This is a genomic window from Paenibacillus sp. FSL R5-0623 (assembly GCF_037974265.1).
Taxonomy (GTDB): Bacteria; Bacillota; Bacilli; order Paenibacillales; family Paenibacillaceae; genus Paenibacillus.
On sequence record NZ_CP150233.1, the window covers coordinates 3,222,859 to 3,242,195 of the forward strand.

A 19,337-nucleotide genomic window follows, 5' to 3' on the forward strand; every position below is an offset into this window, starting at 1 on the left:
CATATTTTACAAACTGGAAGGGATCAAGGGAAATACTGATTATGGATAAACTCATAGGTTTGACCTATGGGTTCCGAGTCTCTGCCATGGGTAATAACATGTAAGCGCAGAATATAGACAGGGAGGAATGAACCTGATGTTTCAACCACGTTCTATTTTGATGAGTATCTCGTTAATCGTTATAGTTCTAACACTTGCAGCTTGCTCTGGTAGTAATGAACCTTCGGCTATCCCTGAGCCATCAATGCCAGTAGGTGGAACAGAAGAAGCGAATGAAACAACGCGTCCACAGACCGAAAGTTTTGAAATGTTGACCGCAGACGGCAATCAATCACTAGAGGCGACCTTACATCAAGGAGGAGAATTTTCCTTGTACGTATTCGAGAAATTCACATTTGATGCTGCTCAAGGCCGTCTGTCACTGACTAGTAACGCTGACTATTATGTAGATATTGAACCACTGCCTTCGGATTATAATCTTGCAGAATTGGAGACAGCCGGTAAAGAAGAATTACAAAAAGTCGGTAAGGTATCCGATTATAGTGGAGAACTGGTAGAACACCCGCTTGGTTATGCCGAGCTCTATCTTCAGGCCTCAGGTGAAGAAGGCATTAGTGATTATATGGTCTGGAAATCAGAAGAAGGGGACGCATTTTTATTCCGTCTTCATAATCCAAAAGGCGAAGAGGCCTCTGATTTCGCCAGCCCGGTCCTTGTTTCGTTATCCACCGTTCAGGGTGATTCGTAACTAGATGATCATAATCTCTTCAACGAAAGTCGCCAACTGGCGGCTTTTTTACTTTTGCAGATTGCACGGAGAAGTTGCGAGATGAAATATTCACTTCCATTTGACTTAGAGCACACTCTAAGGTGTAGACTAGCATCAGCAACGATCCCAAAGGAGATGAAGAGAATGACACAGGTAAATAATACTCGAACTTTACAACATAAAATGGGCTCTGGCTTCAATCATAACAGTACAGCGGAAGATGTATTGAGAGATCTGGACTTGTCAGGACAGCTTGCTATTGTAACGGGTGGATATTCCGGCCTCGGTTTGGAGACGACACGTGCGCTTGTTAACGCGGGAGCACGTGTAGTGGTGACTGCGCGTCGTCCAGCGGTTGCGAAGGAAGCACTTTCTGGTCTGGAAGGTGTTGAAATAGATGCATTGGACCTCGCTGATTTATCCAGCGTTCGTGCTTTTGCCGAGCGGTTTCTGGCGAGTGATCGGAACATCGACATGCTGATTCTTAATGCGGGCATCATGGCTTGTCCGGAGACGCGGGTAGGTCCTGGCTGGGAAGCTCAATTTGCAACCAATCATCTGGGCCATTTTGCCCTGACTAATCAATTATGGCCTGCACTCGCAAGTCAGGAAGGCGCGCGCGTGGTTTCGTTGGCTTCAGCTGGACATCATTTCTCGGCAATTCGTTGGGATGACATCCAACTTGAGCAGGGCTATGAGAAATTCCCTGCCTATGGACAGTCCAAAACAGCAACGATTTTATTCAGCGTTGAGCTGGATCGTCGAGGTGCAAAGCACGGAGTACGGGCTTTCTCCGTTCATCCAGGCGGAATTATGACACCACTACAGCGTCATATGCCACAAGAGGAGATGATTGCTCTGGGCTGGATTGATGAATCTGGACAAGTGGCCAATCCTGCGTTCAAAACTCCTGAGCAGGGGGCAGCGACGCAAGTCTGGGCAGCAACTTCACCTCAGCTTGAGGGAAAAGGCGGTGTCTACTGTGAGGATTGTGACATCAGTGAAATGGCTCCAGAGGATGGAGGTTTCTACGGGGTCAAGCCGTATGCCATCGACCCTGAGCAAGCTATGCGTTTATGGGAGCTATCGGCCAAGCTGACTCAAACAGACATGGAACTCTCATAATCATGTAGTCGCGGCAACAGAGCAACAGCTTGCTTCCATTCAGGAGATCACGGAAAAGTTCAAAATCTAAAGAGAATGCGACTAATTATAATGAAAACAACATAATTTCAAACAAAATCTCCTATTTAGCATATAATAAAGAAGGAGCATCTCATTTTCGCGATGGTGCAATCATTTCTTTATGAATTCAGGGAGAGAAAATCATGAATATTTTTGAGCATCAGATACCTTTGGAAAAAGTGAAATTCAATGAACCGCTAAAAAATCACACGTTTATTAAAATAGGTGGCAACGCAGATATTCTCATCCATCCAACAACGATAGACGAAATCACTAAAATCGTGGAAATTGCCAACTTACATCAGTTACCTCTGACGGTTATTGGGAAAGGCTCAAACGTCATTATTAAAGACGGGGGCATCCGGGGAGTAACGATTTCTCTTAGCCACTTCGATCAAATTAAAGTGAGCGAGGACAGCATGATTGCGCAAAGCGGCGTTGATATCATTGATGTCTCCAGACTTGCTTTGGAGCATAGCTTGACCGGTTTGGAGTTTGCTTGCGGTATTCCCGGCAGCACGGGGGGCGCACTTTACATGAATGCCGGTGCTTATGGCGGTCAGATCGCCGATGTTGTTGAACGTGCAACTGTGATCACCAAAGACGGCGCAGTGTTGGAGATCCCGCGAGAAGAGATGAAATTTGGTTATCGAAATAGTCTCTTCAAAATGGATCACTATATCATACTGGAGGCCGAATTCGGGCTCAAAAAAGGAAACAAGGAAGATATTGCGAGCAAAATGAAGGAATTAACGTTCCTGAGAGAATCCAAGCAGCCGCTTGAGTTTCCCTCTTGTGGAAGTGTATTTAAACGACCCGAAGGACATTTTGCCGGTAAACTGATTCAGGATTGCAACTTGCAGGGCACTCGCATCGGAGGTGCTGAAATCTCCATGAAACATGCAGGTTTTATTGTAAATGTGGATCACGCTACTGCCCAGGATTATATGGATCTGATCCAATTTATTCAGAAGAAAGTATATGATACGTTCCAAGTTGAATTGGAAACTGAAGTAATCTTTCTGGGAGAATAGCTTCGATGAATGACTTGAAAGGTCGCCAATGGCGGCCTTTTTTGATTGTACGAATTATACTCAAACAAGCTAATTATGGTAATATCAGAGGGATTGTATTTAATATTTCATCGTTATCATAAGGAGTGTACATGGAGATGTTCAAGCGTAACAGGAGAATACTGCTAATCACTGCAATGGTAATTTTACTATCGCCCCTGTCAATCTTGGCATATATGTATATGAATGAACGTGCTGGCGGCCTAGCCGATCAACGGATATCCAAGGTTTGGGGATTAAGTGAACCTATACATATTCCTATAGCGAACAGTCCTCAAGGGGCCGTTCAAGAATTTAGAGGTGAGTTTTATACCTCCCAATTCATTCATCAGGAGGCTGTGGACGGGGGCATGATTTTGTTTACACAAAAAAAGGGTCGGGAAAACAACAGTAATCTTCAGATGGAGTATACCCGCAAGAACATTTTCGGATGGAAATGGGTATGGGGTGGAGGATATTCCATTAATGAATCAGTTGAATCCAAGTTTGCGTTGAATTATATGAGCATACCGAAATTAGAAAAAGTATCGGCACCGTTTCCGATGTTATTTGGTAATATTAAAGATTCATCCATTAAACGTTTATATGTAGAGACTGAGGAAGATGGAAAAGTGATTGAGACCGAAGCGAAACTGGTTGAGGTGAGTCATGGACATCTAATCTGGTATGTTTTCCTTCCTCCGTCAGCGGCTATCCCATATATAATTAAGGGATTTAACGAAGAAGGGAAACTCATTACACATGAACAAATTAAAGATGCCAATGACAGCGGATCGTTAACTCTGAGGAAATGAGATAGGGACTATTAAGGACATAATGTGAAAAGTAAACAACACCATAATCGCTTCAGAGGTCGCCTATGGCGGCCTTTTTTTGTTGCCAATGTAGTACCAACCATTCCGCCAGCGAATGAACCGATCCTGCAAACCCGCGTCGCGCAAGCGATTGGCTCATGCTATGGCTGAATGAACGATTGTTGCTGACCCCGCTCTCCCTTAACATGTGAACAGAGGAGCCTGCTCGTCATTCACCATCATTCTGTCAAAGGGGGCCCGCAATCGTATGGCTGAGCTGTCGGAAACATCAACGTTGCAACCCGGGGTTACAGTCAACAAACCCGTCAAACCAAGTTATCTGCGTAACATTCGAAAACACTGGATGTTGTATGTCATGATCCTGCCCGGCATTTTGTTCTATATTATTTTCAAGTACATTCCACTGGGCGGAAGCGTGATCGCATTTCAGAACTTTCAGATTATGAAGGGCATATGGAGCAGCCCATGGGTTGGCCTGGATAACTTCAAGTTTATTTTTACGTATCAGGATTTCTATCATGTGCTTCGGAATACAGCTCTGATTGCCTTATACAAACTGGTGATCGGATTTCCTGCTCCCATCCTGCTAGCGCTATTGTTCAACGAAGTGAGAAAAATGCTTGCCAAACGCTTTTTGCAGAGTCTGTTTTATCTGCCTCATTTTCTCTCCTGGGTTGTTGTCGGGGGGATCGTGTTTGAGGTGCTAGCCTCGGGTGGTTTTGTAAACGCTGTCCGTGGATGGTTCGGGTTCGAGCCGATCCTGTATATGCAACAGGAGCAATATTTTCGACCTATTGTCGTCCTGTCCTCCATCTGGAAAGAGGTAGGTTGGGGAACGATTATATACCTCGCTGCGGTAAGTGGCATTGACCCCACGCAATATGAAGCGGCAGTGATGGACGGAGCAAATCGCTGGAAACAGACGATCTACATTACATTGCCTGCGTTGTTCCCGACGATCTTAACCCTGTTCCTACTGAATATCGGCAATTTCCTGGAACTTGGCTTTGATCAGATCTACAACCTGCTGACACCGATGACCTACTCGGTAGGGGATATCATTGAAACGTATGTATACCGCTCTGGTGTCCTGCAAGGGCAATATAGCGTAACAACAGCGATTGGTCTATTTCAGTCGGTGATTGGCTTCATTCTGCTCTGGGTCTTCAATCGGCTTGCGAGAAAATCAGGAGAGGGGTTGTGGTAATGATCAAGCAGACGATTGGAGAAAAGCTGTTCCAAACCGCCAACTACATTTTCCTGACGCTTGCGGCCTTTACAATGCTCCTTCCTTTGCTACATCTGCTTGCGGTTTCCCTGAGTTCGCCGGTTGCCGCAGACTCCAAAGAAGTATTTTTGTGGCCCGTCGGCTTTACTTTCGCGTCATGGAAACACATTCTACAAAGCTCGGGCTTATGGCAATCGTTTGGTGTAACCGTATTCATTACGGTAGTAGGTACTGCGCTTAGTATGTTATTTTCAGTGTTGACCGCTTTTCCGTTATCGCGCAGAGAATTCATGATTCGGAAACAAGTCATGCTGGGCATCGTTATTACGATGATTTTCAATGCACCGATGATCCCGTTCTTCCTGACGGTGAGGGAGCTGGGCATGATGAATTCCATCTGGTCCCTGATTATTCCTGGTGTAATTGGCACATTTAATATGGTCATTCTGCGTACCTTTTTCATGAGCTTGCCCAAAGAACTTGATGACACGGCCCGAATCGACGGTTGTCATGACTTCCGGATTCTGTTTCAGATTTATTTACCGTTATCCAAGCCGGTTCTGGCTACGGTCAGTCTGTTCTATGCGGTGGGATACTGGAACACGTTCCAGCGGGCGGTGCTTTTTCTACGTGATCCAGGGCTCTGGCCTTTGCAGATGAAGCTGCGAGCGTATTTAACCAGCCCGGAGGAACTGGCCCAGGTAAATATGTTTCTTGGGGATTACAACTTCAATACAACCACGTTAAAGGCAGCGACGATACTTTTTGCAAGCGTTCCCATTATTTTGGTGTATCCTTATTTACAGAAGTATTTTGTGAAAGGTTCATTGCTCGGATCACTGAAAGAATAAACCATGTTCAGGGGGATGATTTCATGAGAAAACAACTGACCCGCAAGATAATGCCGCTAATGCTCAGTCTAGCCATGCTGTTGGTCGCTGGTTGTGGCTCAGCGACTACAAATTCCGGAAATGACGTTGGTAACGGCGAAGGCAGTGGTGGAGCTGCAAAAGTCAAAGTATTCAAAAGCCATATGGGCGTTGGCAGCTTGCCAACTGCGGATAATCCGCATGTGAAATACATCGCCGAACAGACGGGAGTCCAGTATGAACTCATTACAACGCCACCCGGTTCGGAGCCATCCGAATACTTAAACCTGATGATTGCCTCCGATGAACTGCCAGATATCCTGCGTCCGATCGGAGGTATTGAGCAGACACTGATTCAGCAGGGAGGCGCGTTACCACTGGATGAACTGCTGCCTGAATATGCACCGCATGTGTGGGAGAGTATTCCTCAGGAAGCTTGGGATATCGTTCGCTCTGCTTCCCCTGATGGCAAAATCTATTATGTGCCCAAGGTATTCCTTGTGCCTGAACGCGCACCGTTAATTCGTCAGGATTGGGTGGATAAGGTGGGCATGGAGATGCCAAAGACCACTGATGATTATGTGGAGCTGCTCACAGCCTTTCGTGACAAGGACCCGAATGGCAACGGCAAACCGGATGAACTGCCAACAAGCGGCAGGGAATTCGGCAGATGGATGGACCATTTGTTTGCGATGTACGGGGTAGCGATGTGGGAAGGGTATCCCGAATGGGATGAATACGATGGAAAGATCCAGTACGCAGGAACTACCGACAATATGCGGGAAGCAATCAAGTTCATTCGCATGTTATATGTGGAAAAACTGCTGGACAATGAAACCTTCCTGAACAAAGGGGAAGTGTGGCAGGCCAAAATCAATAATAACCTCGTAGGCAGCTGGTACCATTTGCCTGCAAATGTGCGAGATCGGTACAATGCGATGCTGACCCAGGCTCCAGATGCCTACATTGCAGCAATGCCGTTGCCCAAAGCCGAAGGATTTGAAGCTTTTGTCACCCAGAAGAGCATGGGTGAACCGGAATGGATGATCCCAGCCACCAAACAGGATAATGCGCCAAATGCGCTGAAACTGCTGGACTTCTTCTATAATCCTGAAAATGATGAGTTTGGTCGCTTTGGTCTTGAAGGTGAGCAGCATGAAGTCAAGGATGGACGCAAAGTCATTCTTCCACCTGCTGACAACAAACCGCTTGCCTTGGGTATGAAGAATCTCACTACAGCAGAAGACATGAATAAACGAATTGAAGAGACATATCCGGAAGATCAGCAGCAAATGGTCAAAGACATGTTCGAAGTCAGCACTGCTGATGCGCGGCAAATTGCCGGTGACGGTCTGCCAGCCTCTGTGTATGAAGGTTTTCCTGATATCCAGTCTCACAAGTTGTTTCAAGAGGTATTGACCAAGATTGTCATCGGCGAGCTGCCGATCGAGGCTTATGATGAATATGTGAAGAAATGGAATGCTTCCGGGGGCGAAGTGGTCACCCAGCGTGTACAGGAATGGTATGAGAAGGTGAGAAAATGAAAAAGAGATATGCCCTATGCGGGGTCAGCGGCAGAGCATTGGGACAATTTGCAAAACCAATTCATGAGCTGTTCTCTCATAATTCAGAGGTTGTCGCCCTGCTGGATAGCGATCCTGCACGGTTTGAAGTCTATCGCGCCCGTTTTCCTGAGCACACAGAAGTAGCGGTATATGGCACTTCGGATTTTGGGGTCATGGTCAATGAGACTCGGCCTGACTGCATCATCGTGGCTGGCAGGGACGATACTCATGCCCACTATATTGTTGCCGCGTTAGAGCGGGATCTCGATGTTATCACCGAAAAGCCAATGACGACTACTGGCGCTGATGCCAGACGCATTCTTGAAGCGGAAGCAAGGAGTAAGGGCAACGTCATCGTAACGTTCAATTATCGGTATATGCCGATCCACATGCGCATCAAGGAATTGATTCAGGAGGGGAAACTCGGTCGCGTCACTTCTATCGATCTTAACTGGTATATCGATACCCATCACGGCTCCAGTTATTTTAAACGGTGGAACCGTGAACGGGCATTCTCGGGCGGTCTGTCGGTTCATAAAAGCACTCACCACTTTGATCTGGTCCAGTGGTGGATCAATCAAAAGCCAGTTGAAGTTTTTGCCTATGGAGCACTGAACTATTACGGGGCTGAAGGCGAATGGAATCCGGCACAGGAGGACGGAAGACATTGCCGTACATGCCATGTCTCAGAAGATTGCGCCTATTATTCCCGCTGGACGTCCCGCAGTCGTCAGATTCGGGTACCGGATGATCATCTGAACCAGCTCGGTACAGCAAGCCTGCAGGAGTTTCCGTACACTTCATACCGTCCCGACCAGTGTATCTTCGATTCCAGCATTGAGATTGAAGACACGTATGCCGCAACCGTGAAATATAGCGGCGGCGCGCTGATGAGTTATTCAGTTAATTTCTCCCTTCCATACGAAGGGTACCGGTTGGCCGTGAATGGCACGAAGGGCAGGCTAGAAACATTGGAGTATCACATGCCGGCCCGGACGCCTTTTCCCACACCCGTCCAGACGATCGATTACTTTCCGCTCTTTGGTTCAAAAGAAACGATCCATGTTGTTCATCGTGAAGGTGGACATGGAGGAGGAGATCCACTGCTGCTGGAGGATATTTTCCTCGGCGAAGATAAGAGACGCCCTTACCGAATTCTGTCTGGCGCTGAAGACGGCGCTTATTCCGTTGCGGCTGGAGAAGCAGTGTGGCGATCTGTAGAAGAGCATCGGCCTATTTCCATAGACGAAGTGCTGGGGGGTTGGAACAGCAGAGTGCCCACGCACAAAGGGAGGGAGAAGTGACATGAGCAGACCTGTGTATTTTGAACCGGAGGAGAGCATGGCTTATCACAGTGGTGAAGACGTTATGCACGCCCTGATGAGCATTGCGGGAAGGTATATTGGAGCCAATCCTCCGCATCCCCCGGTCTACAGAGTGAGTAGGCCAGGACTTGTGCGCAAGTCGGATGATCACCGCTATGACTTTCCATTGGAGGATCTATTCCCCGACATGCAGAGAGGACAACAGGTCTATGCATGGGCCAAACTGTGGAGTGACAGTGATCAGGAATTTATTTTTCATATCACCTGCTTCGGGCCGCTGAGAGTATACCATAATGGGATGGTAGTCTATGGTTCTGCACCTGAAGAGGAATATCCAGCTATACCTGTTCTGAAACTAAAATGTGGGCTGGTCAGAGGCTGGAATCATTTCGTTCTTGAATTCAAATCAGGCGAAAATGGGATAGGTGGGCAGTTCGGCACTGGCTCCCGGAAGAACAAACCCCTTCACTTCATTGTGCCGTCGCTCGAACGAGATGGGGAAGAAGGCTGGCTCTACAGTGAGCCGTTGGATTTTCCGTTGTCGGAAATTCCTTCTGGCCCCATGCGAGAGAAGGCTACTGGCGTTAACTGGTTGCCTCGGGAGGAAGACCCCGAGAAGGCATCGCCTTATGGACAGTTGGCACGGATGTATGGACTGACCAGCGGCATGTCTGCATATGCATGGACGAAGATAAGTGGTACGAAATGTGGCAAGGAGATTGTGCTAATCTCTGGTGAGGCTTACAGCCCGATTGAATTCTCGGTGGAGGGTACGGTGGTATTCCATCAAGAGCAGGCCGGACGCTTTCGCTTCGAACTGCCATTGTCTGCTGTCGTGCAAGATCTGACAGCGAACTGTGTATGTGGAGACCGGGATTGGGGATTCCGTATGGATGCAACTACAGATGAGATGTTGACGCCCGCACTGGATGTGAAAGGGCACAAAGGCAAGTGGCTGTTCCTGGGTCCTTTTCAAGTGGAACAGGAGATTGATCTGGCTTCCTGCCAGAAGATGAAGCGGACTGCTCGTAGCGGAACAGGTGAAGACGTATACTGGCGAACAGAGTTGCCAGACGGAGAGGTACGTCCATTTCTGGAAAATGAATGGTTCGGCCGATGGAACTACCCCCTGGGCGTCACATTATACGGATTGCTTCAGCTCGGCAAAGCAGGTCAACGATCGGATATTCGAGATTACGTGCTGAATCACATTGAATTTGCCTCTGCACGTTTCAGCTACTCCTTATGGGACAGAGAGCGTTATGGTGCAGCTGGGCTGAATAATCAGCTCTCCCATATCGACAGCCTGGACGACTGTGGATCTTTCGGCGCCACCATGCTGCTTGCTGATCAGGAGCGCAAGTTGGACGGCGTTTCAGAGACGGCAGCTCATATCGCTGACTATATTTTGCATCAACAGTCCCGTCTGGAAGATGGCACTTTATACCGCAAGATTGGTGTCTCCAGATCAATGGATAACACGATGTGGTGTGATGATCTGTATATGAGCATCCCGTTCCTGTGTAGATACGCCGAATGGTCGGGTGACGATAAGCTGCTGTATGAAGCGGCAAGACAGGTTCTTTTGTATAAAAAGTATCTGTATATTCCAGAGCGTCAAATCATGTCCCATGTATTCGATGTGGAGCGAGGTGAGCCAACACGAACCCCGTGGGGCCGAGGCAACGGCTGGGTGCTGTTCTCCATATCGGAGCTGCTGACGGCCCTTCCTCAAGAGCATCCATCCTATACAGTTCTCATTCAGTTCTACAGGGAATTGTGTGAAGGGTACTTGGCATTGCAGGGCAGAAACGGACTGTGGCATCAGGTATTAACGGACCCGGAATCGTATGAGGAAACATCCTGTACCTCCATGTTCATCTATGCGTATGCCAGGGGGGTGCGAATGGGCTGGCTTTTAGATCCGAAACCCTATGCACAAGCGGCGTATCAAGGGTGGAAGGGGCTTTCGGAGCGCACAATTGATAAAAGAGGCAATGTATACGGTGTATGTCGTGGCTCCAGCTACTCCTTCACGAATCATTATTACAAGCATGAACTGGGTTGGAATCTGAATGATACCCATGGGATCGGCATTGTACTTCTTGCTGGGCTTGAAACTATTGCCATGCAAGAATGGCAGACAAACACGCCGGTTTTCGCTGCGGAAAGGGTCGGAACACCGGAAAAATTGGAGAAATCATCTTTTTAGAGGGAGAAAATAGGCTGTTGGACCGGGTCGTATTGGGCATATGGGAACGGTATAATATCGGTATATTGCATATGAGGTGGGATAATTGTGACCCTTTCCTTCTTAAAGTGGCTAAAATTCAATGTCACCAATACCCAGACCCGGCTGCTGCTGATTCTGACTGTTGTTGTCTTCATGATTATTATTGCGGTGGGGATGACGACATATTATTCTTCCAAATCGGTGTTACAGCAGGAATTAAGTGAGCCGCAACACCAGATGCTGCGAATCAGCATGAATGATATTGATGAAGTGATCCGGGAAAGTGATCAGATTGCGGTGAAAATTGCACTGAACAGTAATGTATACCGTTTTCTCACCAATGAAGTACAGGGATCATACCGCAATATTACGGAACTGGTACAATTTTTGGAAACCTTAATCAGTAGTACGTCCTTTATTAAGAGCGCTTACATCCTTGATATGAATCGGGAGAGCATTGTTGCCTTCCCACAAGGCTACAGCTCCAGCAAGGTTAATTTCCCGGATTCGGATTGGGTTAGCATTGCCGATGAACTTGAAGAGCGTCCCATGCTGGTCAAACAACGTGAGATTTCCACATCTTCTGGTGCGTCCATGCCGCAAATTACACTTTACCGAAAAATAATGATCGCTGGCGAGTTGAAAGGGATTATCGCAGTTAATTTCAAGACAGAGAAGATGTTCGAGCACATGCTGCTCTCATCCGTCTCCGACCTTGACAGCCATCGGTTCATCCTCGACACCAACAACCAGCCTTTATATGATCTCGGCAATTATGCCGTCGGAGAGGAAGCGGTCAGTCATGTACTCACTCAATTGGATGGTGAAAAGCTTGGTGAGTTTAAACATGAAGGTAAGCTTTTACTGGCTTCACAGACCATTTCACCGTACACCGGATGGCGTTATCTGTCCGTGATATCACAAGACAGTCTCCTGGCTAATGCACAGAAGATCCGCAATATTGTTTTTATCGTATCTTTGTTGGCTCTTGTAGCAGGAGCGGTTACGATCACAGTTTACAATGCAGCTGCTTTTAGACCGGTAAGACGCATGAGACAACTGCTCAGCGGTTACGACCAGGAGAGAATCCATCCGGAGCAGATTGATCTGGAGAAAATAACGGGGCAATTGCTAACGGATCATGCTCAGCAGGCCATCAATCTCAGGCAGACCCTTCCGGAAGCTTCATCCAAATTTCTGACGGATATTTATAACGGACATATGACAGGAAGTCGGGAAATTAGCGAGAAATGGTGCCGTTATTTCAAGGATTGGAGCGATGAGCCACTCTCTATTGCCATGTTGTCGATTGATAATTATAAGGCCTGGTGTGAGCGCTTTACGAAGTCAGATCACTCCCTGCTGAAATTTGCCATTGGTAATATCATAGCTGAACTGTTGTCTGGACAATGGCGGGTGTTATCAGCCGATCTGGGCAGAGACCGGATGCTCGTGATGCTGCAACCGATTCATTCTGGCGGTAGCAAGAGCGTAGCGACAGCAATACGAGAGACGATTGGCATGATTCCTCGCTTGCTCAAGTTTCAGGTGTCGAGCGGCGTAAGCGGGGGGCACGACGGATTCATGCGACTTCAGCGAGCCATGCATGAGGCGGAAAGTGCGCTGGATTACAGATTCTACCTGGGATATGAAAGAGTTATTTCGTTTGAAGAGATCTCGGGTCTGCAACCGACCGAGAACACACTGGAAGAACTTGAATTCATGACTCAACTGACGGAGACCGTCGAAGCAGGCAGGGGTGAAGAAGCCCTGAGGACTTTTGACAAGATAGTTGGTCAATTGATCCACGAGCAATGGAATCCTTCATCAGCGCTGGCCTTTCTTGAAGCTGTTGCAGCTACACTTGAACGTATTCGCCTGAAGCGCGAGACAGAAGGCTGTGGATTCGAAATGGTGGATATGCGGACCATGCATCTGGATGCTGTCTGTGAAGTGCTGCGAAGCCAGATCGAAGGTTTGGCTGATTGGTTCGGTAGTCTTATGCTCAGCAAGGATTTCATACTGTGTCAACAGATGATTGCATTTATGAACAACCACCTGGAAGACCCGGTAAGCATTCAGGAGATTGCCGAGCATGCCGGGATCGGAAGCAGTTTGGCAAGCCAGTTGTTCAAGCAGGAAATGGGCGATACCATCCACGGATATTTCACTAAGCTTCGGATGGAACGTGCCTGTGAACTATTGCTGGATACGGATTACAGAATTTCCGAGATCGCAACGATGGTGGGTTATCAGCATGAGAACAGCTTTATTCGTGTGTATCGAAAATACAAGGACATTACACCGGGCAAGTACAGGGAGATAATGCGAAGCCGCAGGGGTGTACTACGGGAATCTTGACCCATACTTGAACCCATAGAATGACAAGGAGGCAGAGCCATTGATGGATCGACAATCGGTCGTCACCAGGAATCATCCGGTATTAACGCAGATTGAGCCGAGATCGCCTTTATCTGTAGGTAATGGAGAATTTGCATTCAGTGCTGATTTTACGGGACTTCAGACGTATCCAGATCTGTATGAAATACCTCTTGGTACACAATCCAACTGGGGTTGGCATTATACGGGCGGTCATCATGTATTCGGAGATGAGGATATTGTCTATCAGGCATTTGAGACATATGGCCGCAAAGTGCCATACCCTATGAAGCCCGAAGACAAGGAAGAAGCTTATCACTGGCTTAGGCAGAACCCGCATCGACTTCAGCTTGGACGCATTTCATTTCGTTTGCTAGGAGAAGATGGTCAGGAGACGGACGTCACCCATGTCGTCCCGGTACGTCAGGAATTGAATCTATGGACCGGAATTCTGCACAGTGAATTTACCGTGCAGGGGGAAGAAGTGCGTGTAGAGACAGCCTGTGACCCACGGCTCGATTGTATCGCCATTCGTGTTCAATCTGAATTAATCCGTGAGCAGCGTCTGCAACTGTTTGTTGTATTTCCATCGCCCGATATGACACACCGGAGCTGGTCAAAATCAGTCTTCCCCGACTGGAAGCAACATGACAGACATAGTACTGTGCTGACATCGGTCAATTCGACTTCCGCATCATTGAAACGTGTGCTGGATGAGGATGAGTATGCATTGGAATGGATCTGGGATGCAGGGCAACTTGAACAGACGGGAACTCACGAATTCACACTATCTCCCAAGGCCGTACCAGACTTGGACATCTGGTCGTGCAGTGTATCTTTTGCTGCACATAAGCCGGAAACCTTGCCAGCAGATACAGTGTTGCGATCAAGCTCGGTCCACTGGAAGCAGTTCTGGAATGATGGCGGAGTGATTGATTTTGAAGGCAGTTCGGATCCGCGTGCCGCTGAACTGGAGCGCAGAGTGGTCCTATCCCAGTTCCTGAGTGCGGTGCACAGTGGTGGGTCCATGCCACCACAAGAGACCGGATATATGTATAACAGCTGGTTCGGCAAAATGCATCTGGAGATGCATTGGTGGCATGCGGCGCATTTTCCACTCTGGAATCGGACCGATCTGTTGTGCAAGAGTATGGACTGGTATCTGACCATCCTGCCAGAAGCACGCGAACTGGCACGCTCTCAAGGTTATGTCGGCGCGCGATGGCCCAAAATGGTGGGTTATAACGGGCATCAGACTCCGTCGCCGGTAGCTCCGGGATTGATCTGGCAGCAACCACATCCCATGGCACTAGCTGAGATGTGTTATCTGTCCCGGCCTGACCCTGCTATGTTAACAAGGTATAAGGATATCGTATTTGAAGCGGCTGAATTTATGGTGTCCTATGCCCATTGGGATGGGAAAAGGCAAGCATATGTGCTAGGTCCGCCGCTTATCCCTGCGCAGGAGAATCACGCGATGAGCGATAGTTTGAATCCGCCCTATGAACTGGAGTACTGGAAATTCGGTTTGGAGATAGCCATCCTGTGGGCAGAGCGTTTGAATCATCCAGCCAATCCAGACTGGCGAAGAGTGGCTTCGCACATGGCTAAACCTCGATATGAGAACGGAGTTTATCTCGCACACGAGAATTGTCCGGACACTTACAACGTTAAAAACCATGATCATCCCTCGATGGTTGGAGCACTTGGACTATTGCCAGGTTCATTAATCGATCCGGAGATCATGAGAAATACGTTGCTCAAGGTCAAAGAATACTGGGACTGGGAATCCGCCTGGGGTTGGGATTTTCCGATGTGCGCGATGACCGCAGCCAGATTGAATGAACCAGAGCTTGCAGTGGATTTCCTGATGATGGATGCCACGAAGAACACGTATTTGCCTAATGGACACAACTATCAGAGAGCAGGGTTGTGGGCATATCTTCCCGGGAACGGTGGTCTCCTAACCGCTGTCGCCATGATGGCCGCGGGCTGGACAGGGGCAGGAGAACAAGCGAATCCGGGATTTCCACGGGATGGGAGCTGGACTGTGAAGTGGGAAGGTCTTCATCCATTGATGTAATCATCAGAACGTTAAACCTCGATTGAACGATACAGATGGCATAGTCATCAGAAGGAGGATTTCGATATGGTTGGAACTTCGACAAAGGCAGTGACACAGGAACGCAGAATGTCTGTCAAAATAGCAGATACCTTGCTTTCCGAATGCCAGAATGGCAATCATCCCAAGATTGCAGGCAAATGGGGCTACGTTGGCGGGATGACGCTGATGGCACTGGAACGCGCCGCCGAATGGAATCAAGAATCTCGCTATGCGGAACTTGTCCAGCGTCACATGGATGACCTCATCGAGAATGACGGTACCATTCGGACCTATCGGTTGAATGATTACAACCTGGACATGATCAATGAAGGCAAAAATCTGTTCAGCCAGTGGAAGAGCTCAGACAATGACAAATATGCTAAGGCAATTCAGCACCTGGTTGACCAGCTTAAAGGACAGCCACGGACAAGTGAAGGTGGATTCTGGCATAAGAAAATATATCCGTTTCAGATGTGGTTGGATGGTATTTATATGTCTTCACCCTTTTTGGCGGAATATGCGAGCACCTTCGATCATCCCGAGAGCTTCGATGAAGTGGCACGACAGATTTTGTTGATCGAGCGAAAGACCCGTAATCCGCGTAATGGCCTACTCCACCATGCCTGGGATGAGAGCAGGGAACAACGCTGGTGCGCTCAAGATACTGGTCGATCGGTTCATGTTTGGGGCCGGGCCATGGGATGGTATGCAATGGCCGTTGTAGATGCACTGGAGCACTTTCCCGTGGATCACCCACAGCGCGGACAGATTATGGGCATATTTGAACGAATGGCATACGCGATTGCTCATGTTCAGGATCATGATAGTGGACTCTGGTACCAAGTGATGGATCAGAACGGAAGAGCGGGCAATTATCTGGAAGCCTCTGCTTCCTGTATGCTGACCTATGCACTCGCAAAAGGCCTGCGGTTACATTATCTGGCTGAACTGGACCGTGAAGTCGTTGATCAGGCCTATGCAGGAATATTGAAGCGGTTAGTCACTGAAGATGAAAAAGGGGTGCACTTGCACCACATCTGTCATGGTGCCGGACTCGGTGGGAAGAAGTATCGGGACGGTTCTTATGAATATTACATCAGTGAACAGGTCGTTAGCGATGTGCAGATGGGCGTAGCCCCGTTCTTGCTAGCCAGTATTGAGATGGAGAGACTTGGGGCGGAAGAAGCGTGAACCAACACAAGGACCAGACAGACACTACAGGTATACGGCCGGACAGGAACAAGTTGTTGATGAAATATCCCTCTTCTTGGTGGCAAGGGATGTGGCGAGAAGCGCTACCTTCCGGAAATGGAAAACTTGGTGCTTCAGTGCAAGGCGGAATTCAGGCGGAAACTGTGCTCTTGCAGCACAGTGAATTATGGCATTGGGGGCGCAAAGATGAACTGCCCGATGTCAGTCATACCTTATCAGAAACCCGTAAGTTAATGGATGAGGAACGATATTTGGAGGCAAGCTGGCATCTGACCCGTACACTGCAAGCAGAAGGTTACGCGTCCAGGCTTTCCTCCCGATATCCACTGGCTACCATGACGGTGGGCATGACGTGTAATAACGCTTTTCGCAAATATCGGCGGGAACTGGATATGGACACAGGGGAAGTTCAGGTGCGCTGGCAGGACGGAAGTCACAACTATACAAGAAGTCTTTTCGTCTCGCGTGCAGACGATTGTATTGTCTATGAGATCGAGACTCATAGAGTGAAAGATGGAGCAAGTGCGCAGGGAACAGGTGCGGCTGAACATTCATTGCTGTCGGGGACGATAGGCCTGCAATTCCCGCAGGGCGACCGGGTGAGAGAAGACGATGAGTTCAACGTACTAAAGTCGTCCATAACGATAAGAATCGATCGGGATCATAGTGGAGACTACCTGTGCTATGGCGGACAAAATGACGATGGACAGGACTACGGAGCGGTGCTGAGACTGATCCAATTGAACGAAATACCTGGTGCGAGTCATGATCAACAAAAGGAGAGCGAAACTAACGAAGACATGCTTAGTAGGAAACTTCATTTCCATACCTCTGGAAAAGTGCTTGTGCTTGTTAAAATGTTTGCTACGGGCAGACTAGCGCAGGAATGGACACGGTTGAAGCAGGAACTTGCATCGCTTGAGAGCGACTACAATACGTTGCTGGATCGGCATATCTCACTGCATCAACCGTTGTTTCGGTCCGCTGATCTTGATCTGGATGATGAAACGGATGACGGGCGCTATAATGAAGACTTGCTTCTGGAAGCCTATGAAGGTGAAGCACCTACAGGGTTCGTGCGCAAAATGTGGGCCTATGGTCGATATCTATTTATCAGTGGAACCTCTGAACATTGCGGATTGCCATTTGGATTATACGGCTTGTGGGGTGGAGATTATCGCTTGATCTGGGGCCACAATATGGCGAATGAGAATGTGCAAATGATGTATTGGCACACTGACGTAGGCGGTTTATCCAATCTGAATCGTTCGTTGTTCCGCTATTACAACGGATTAATGAATGACTTTCGGGACAATGCCCACAAGTTATATGGCTGCCGAGGGATTTACATTCCCGCTGGAACAACACCGGGTATTGGCGTGCCTAACCAGATTGTTCCGGTAATCATGAATTGGACGGGAGCAGCAGGATGGATCGCCAGACATTATTATGCACATTATCAGTTCACTGGGGATAAGCAGTTTCTGCTGGAGGAAGCCTTGCCCTTCATGAAGGAGGCCCTTCAGTTCTATGAAGATTTTCTGGTGCTGGGTGAAGACGGCAAATATAAGATATACCCTTCTGTTTCGCCAGAGAATACACCTAAGAATTTTATGCCTAAGCATGGACAGCCACTGGCCCACCCTATGCCTACAGCCATTAACGCCACCATGGACATTGCTATTATTAAAGAACTGTTACAGCATGTCATTGCAGCCAGTCGACTAACTGGAGTGCATACGACTAAGATTCCGTGCTGGGAAGCCATGCTGGAGCATATGCCAGATTATCTAATTAATATGGAGGGAGCTGTGAAAGAATGGCTGCATCCTGCGTTTGAAGATCGACGTGATCATCGTCATCTTTCACACCTGTATCCTGTATTTCCAGGACAGGAGGTCACCCATGAGGAACAACCAGAACTGTTTCAGGCGTTCGAGACAGCAGTTGATCAGCGAAGGCTTGGTGCTCAGAGTGGCTGGTCTCTTGCACATATGTCGTCCATATATGCTCGACTTGGCAATGGTGAGCGGGCGCTGGAAAGTCTCGATATTCTTGCGCGCTCCTGTGTACTGAGTAATGGGTATACCTTGCATAACGACTGGCGCAATATGGGAATATGTATGTCCATGCCCGCAGCTCCGATTCAGCTGGATGCCAATATGGGCTGGGTTAATGCAGTACAGGAAATGCTGCTCTATGTGTCAGAACAATGGATCAAGCTGCTGCCGGCTTTGCCAGAACGCTGGGTACGAGGTTCCATACACGGCTGGCGTATTCATGGAGGTAGTCTGTCCTGTACATGGAATCGGAGCACGGGCTTCTTCCGGGCAGAACTTGTCGCGGACCGGCGGATCAATACGAAGCTTCATATTCCTGAATGGGTGAAAGGATGCGAGATGCTCAGCAGAACTGCCTGCCTATGTGAACTGGATGAGAATGGCATCTATGAGCTTGAAATAGAAGCTGGAGGGGAACTAGTGTTGGAGCAGACAGCAGTATTTGATGCATAAGACGTATACAGAATTACCATTTAGGTGAGAAATGCATTAACACAGCAAAAAAACAGCGGCATTCGAA

13 protein-coding genes are annotated in these 19,337 nt (G+C 48.2%); all 13 read left to right on the top strand.

From position 1 onward, the window contains the following. The first annotated feature begins 136 nt into the window (after window positions 1–136). The 13 genes from MKY92_RS14155 to MKY92_RS14215 all read left to right on the top strand — a co-directional run bounded on the left by MKY92_RS14155 (window position 137) and on the right by MKY92_RS14215 (window position 19,270). A complete protein-coding gene (locus MKY92_RS14155) occupies window positions 137–748 on the top strand; it encodes a hypothetical protein (protein WP_339301360.1) in 612 nt (203 codons plus the stop codon). Between the two features lie 165 nt (window positions 749–913). Continuing rightward, on the top strand, window positions 914–1,894 hold the full coding sequence (locus MKY92_RS14160; protein WP_339301362.1) for an SDR family NAD(P)-dependent oxidoreductase: 981 nt from the start codon (window positions 914–916) through the stop codon (window positions 1,892–1,894). 203 nt (window positions 1,895–2,097) lie between these two features. Continuing rightward, complete coding sequence (gene murB / locus MKY92_RS14165) at window positions 2,098–2,988, top strand: UDP-N-acetylmuramate dehydrogenase (protein ID WP_237175468.1); 891 nt, start codon at window positions 2,098–2,100, stop codon at window positions 2,986–2,988. 176 nt (window positions 2,989–3,164) lie between these two features. Then, entirely contained in the window at window positions 3,165–3,821 is a 657-nt protein-coding gene (locus MKY92_RS14170; RefSeq protein WP_339301363.1) for a hypothetical protein, read from the top strand. A 268-nt stretch (window positions 3,822–4,089) separates the two neighbouring features. Then, window positions 4,090–5,049, top strand: coding sequence for an ABC transporter permease subunit (locus MKY92_RS14175; RefSeq protein WP_091016421.1), 960 nt, complete (start codon window positions 4,090–4,092; stop codon window positions 5,047–5,049). 2 nt (window positions 5,050–5,051) lie between these two features. Beyond that, a complete protein-coding gene (locus tag MKY92_RS14180; RefSeq protein ID WP_083679484.1) occupies window positions 5,052–5,921 on the top strand; it encodes a carbohydrate ABC transporter permease in 870 nt (289 codons plus the stop codon). A gap of 23 nt (window positions 5,922–5,944) precedes the next feature. Further along, window positions 5,945–7,483: an extracellular solute-binding protein gene (locus MKY92_RS14185; RefSeq protein WP_339301364.1), complete on the top strand. Its 1,539-nt coding sequence runs from the start codon at window positions 5,945–5,947 to the stop codon at window positions 7,481–7,483. Then, window positions 7,480–8,808: a Gfo/Idh/MocA family oxidoreductase gene (locus MKY92_RS14190; protein ID WP_339301366.1), complete on the top strand. Its 1,329-nt coding sequence runs from the start codon at window positions 7,480–7,482 to the stop codon at window positions 8,806–8,808. The genes MKY92_RS14185 and MKY92_RS14190 overlap by 4 nt, the downstream gene beginning before the upstream one ends. 1 nt (window position 8,809) lies before the next feature. Beyond that, complete coding sequence (locus MKY92_RS14195) at window positions 8,810–11,041, top strand: glycoside hydrolase family 88 protein (protein ID WP_339301367.1); 2,232 nt, start codon at window positions 8,810–8,812, stop codon at window positions 11,039–11,041. Between the two features lie 87 nt (window positions 11,042–11,128). Further along, window positions 11,129–13,423, top strand: a complete 2,295-nt coding sequence (locus tag MKY92_RS14200; protein ID WP_339301368.1) for an AraC family transcriptional regulator — start codon at window positions 11,129–11,131, stop codon at window positions 13,421–13,423. A gap of 43 nt (window positions 13,424–13,466) precedes the next feature. Continuing rightward, a complete protein-coding gene (locus MKY92_RS14205) occupies window positions 13,467–15,524 on the top strand; it encodes a glycoside hydrolase family 65 (protein ID WP_339301789.1) in 2,058 nt (685 codons plus the stop codon). 66 nt (window positions 15,525–15,590) lie between these two features. Beyond that, entirely contained in the window at window positions 15,591–16,736 is a 1,146-nt protein-coding gene (locus tag MKY92_RS14210; protein ID WP_339301370.1) for a glycoside hydrolase family 88 protein, read from the top strand. Next, window positions 16,733–19,270 (top strand): glycoside hydrolase N-terminal domain-containing protein, encoded by a 2,538-nt coding sequence (locus tag MKY92_RS14215; protein WP_339301372.1) that lies wholly within the window; start codon window positions 16,733–16,735, stop codon window positions 19,268–19,270. Before MKY92_RS14210 ends, MKY92_RS14215 begins: the two co-directional genes overlap by 4 nt. Window positions 19,271–19,337: the final 67 nt, after the last annotated feature.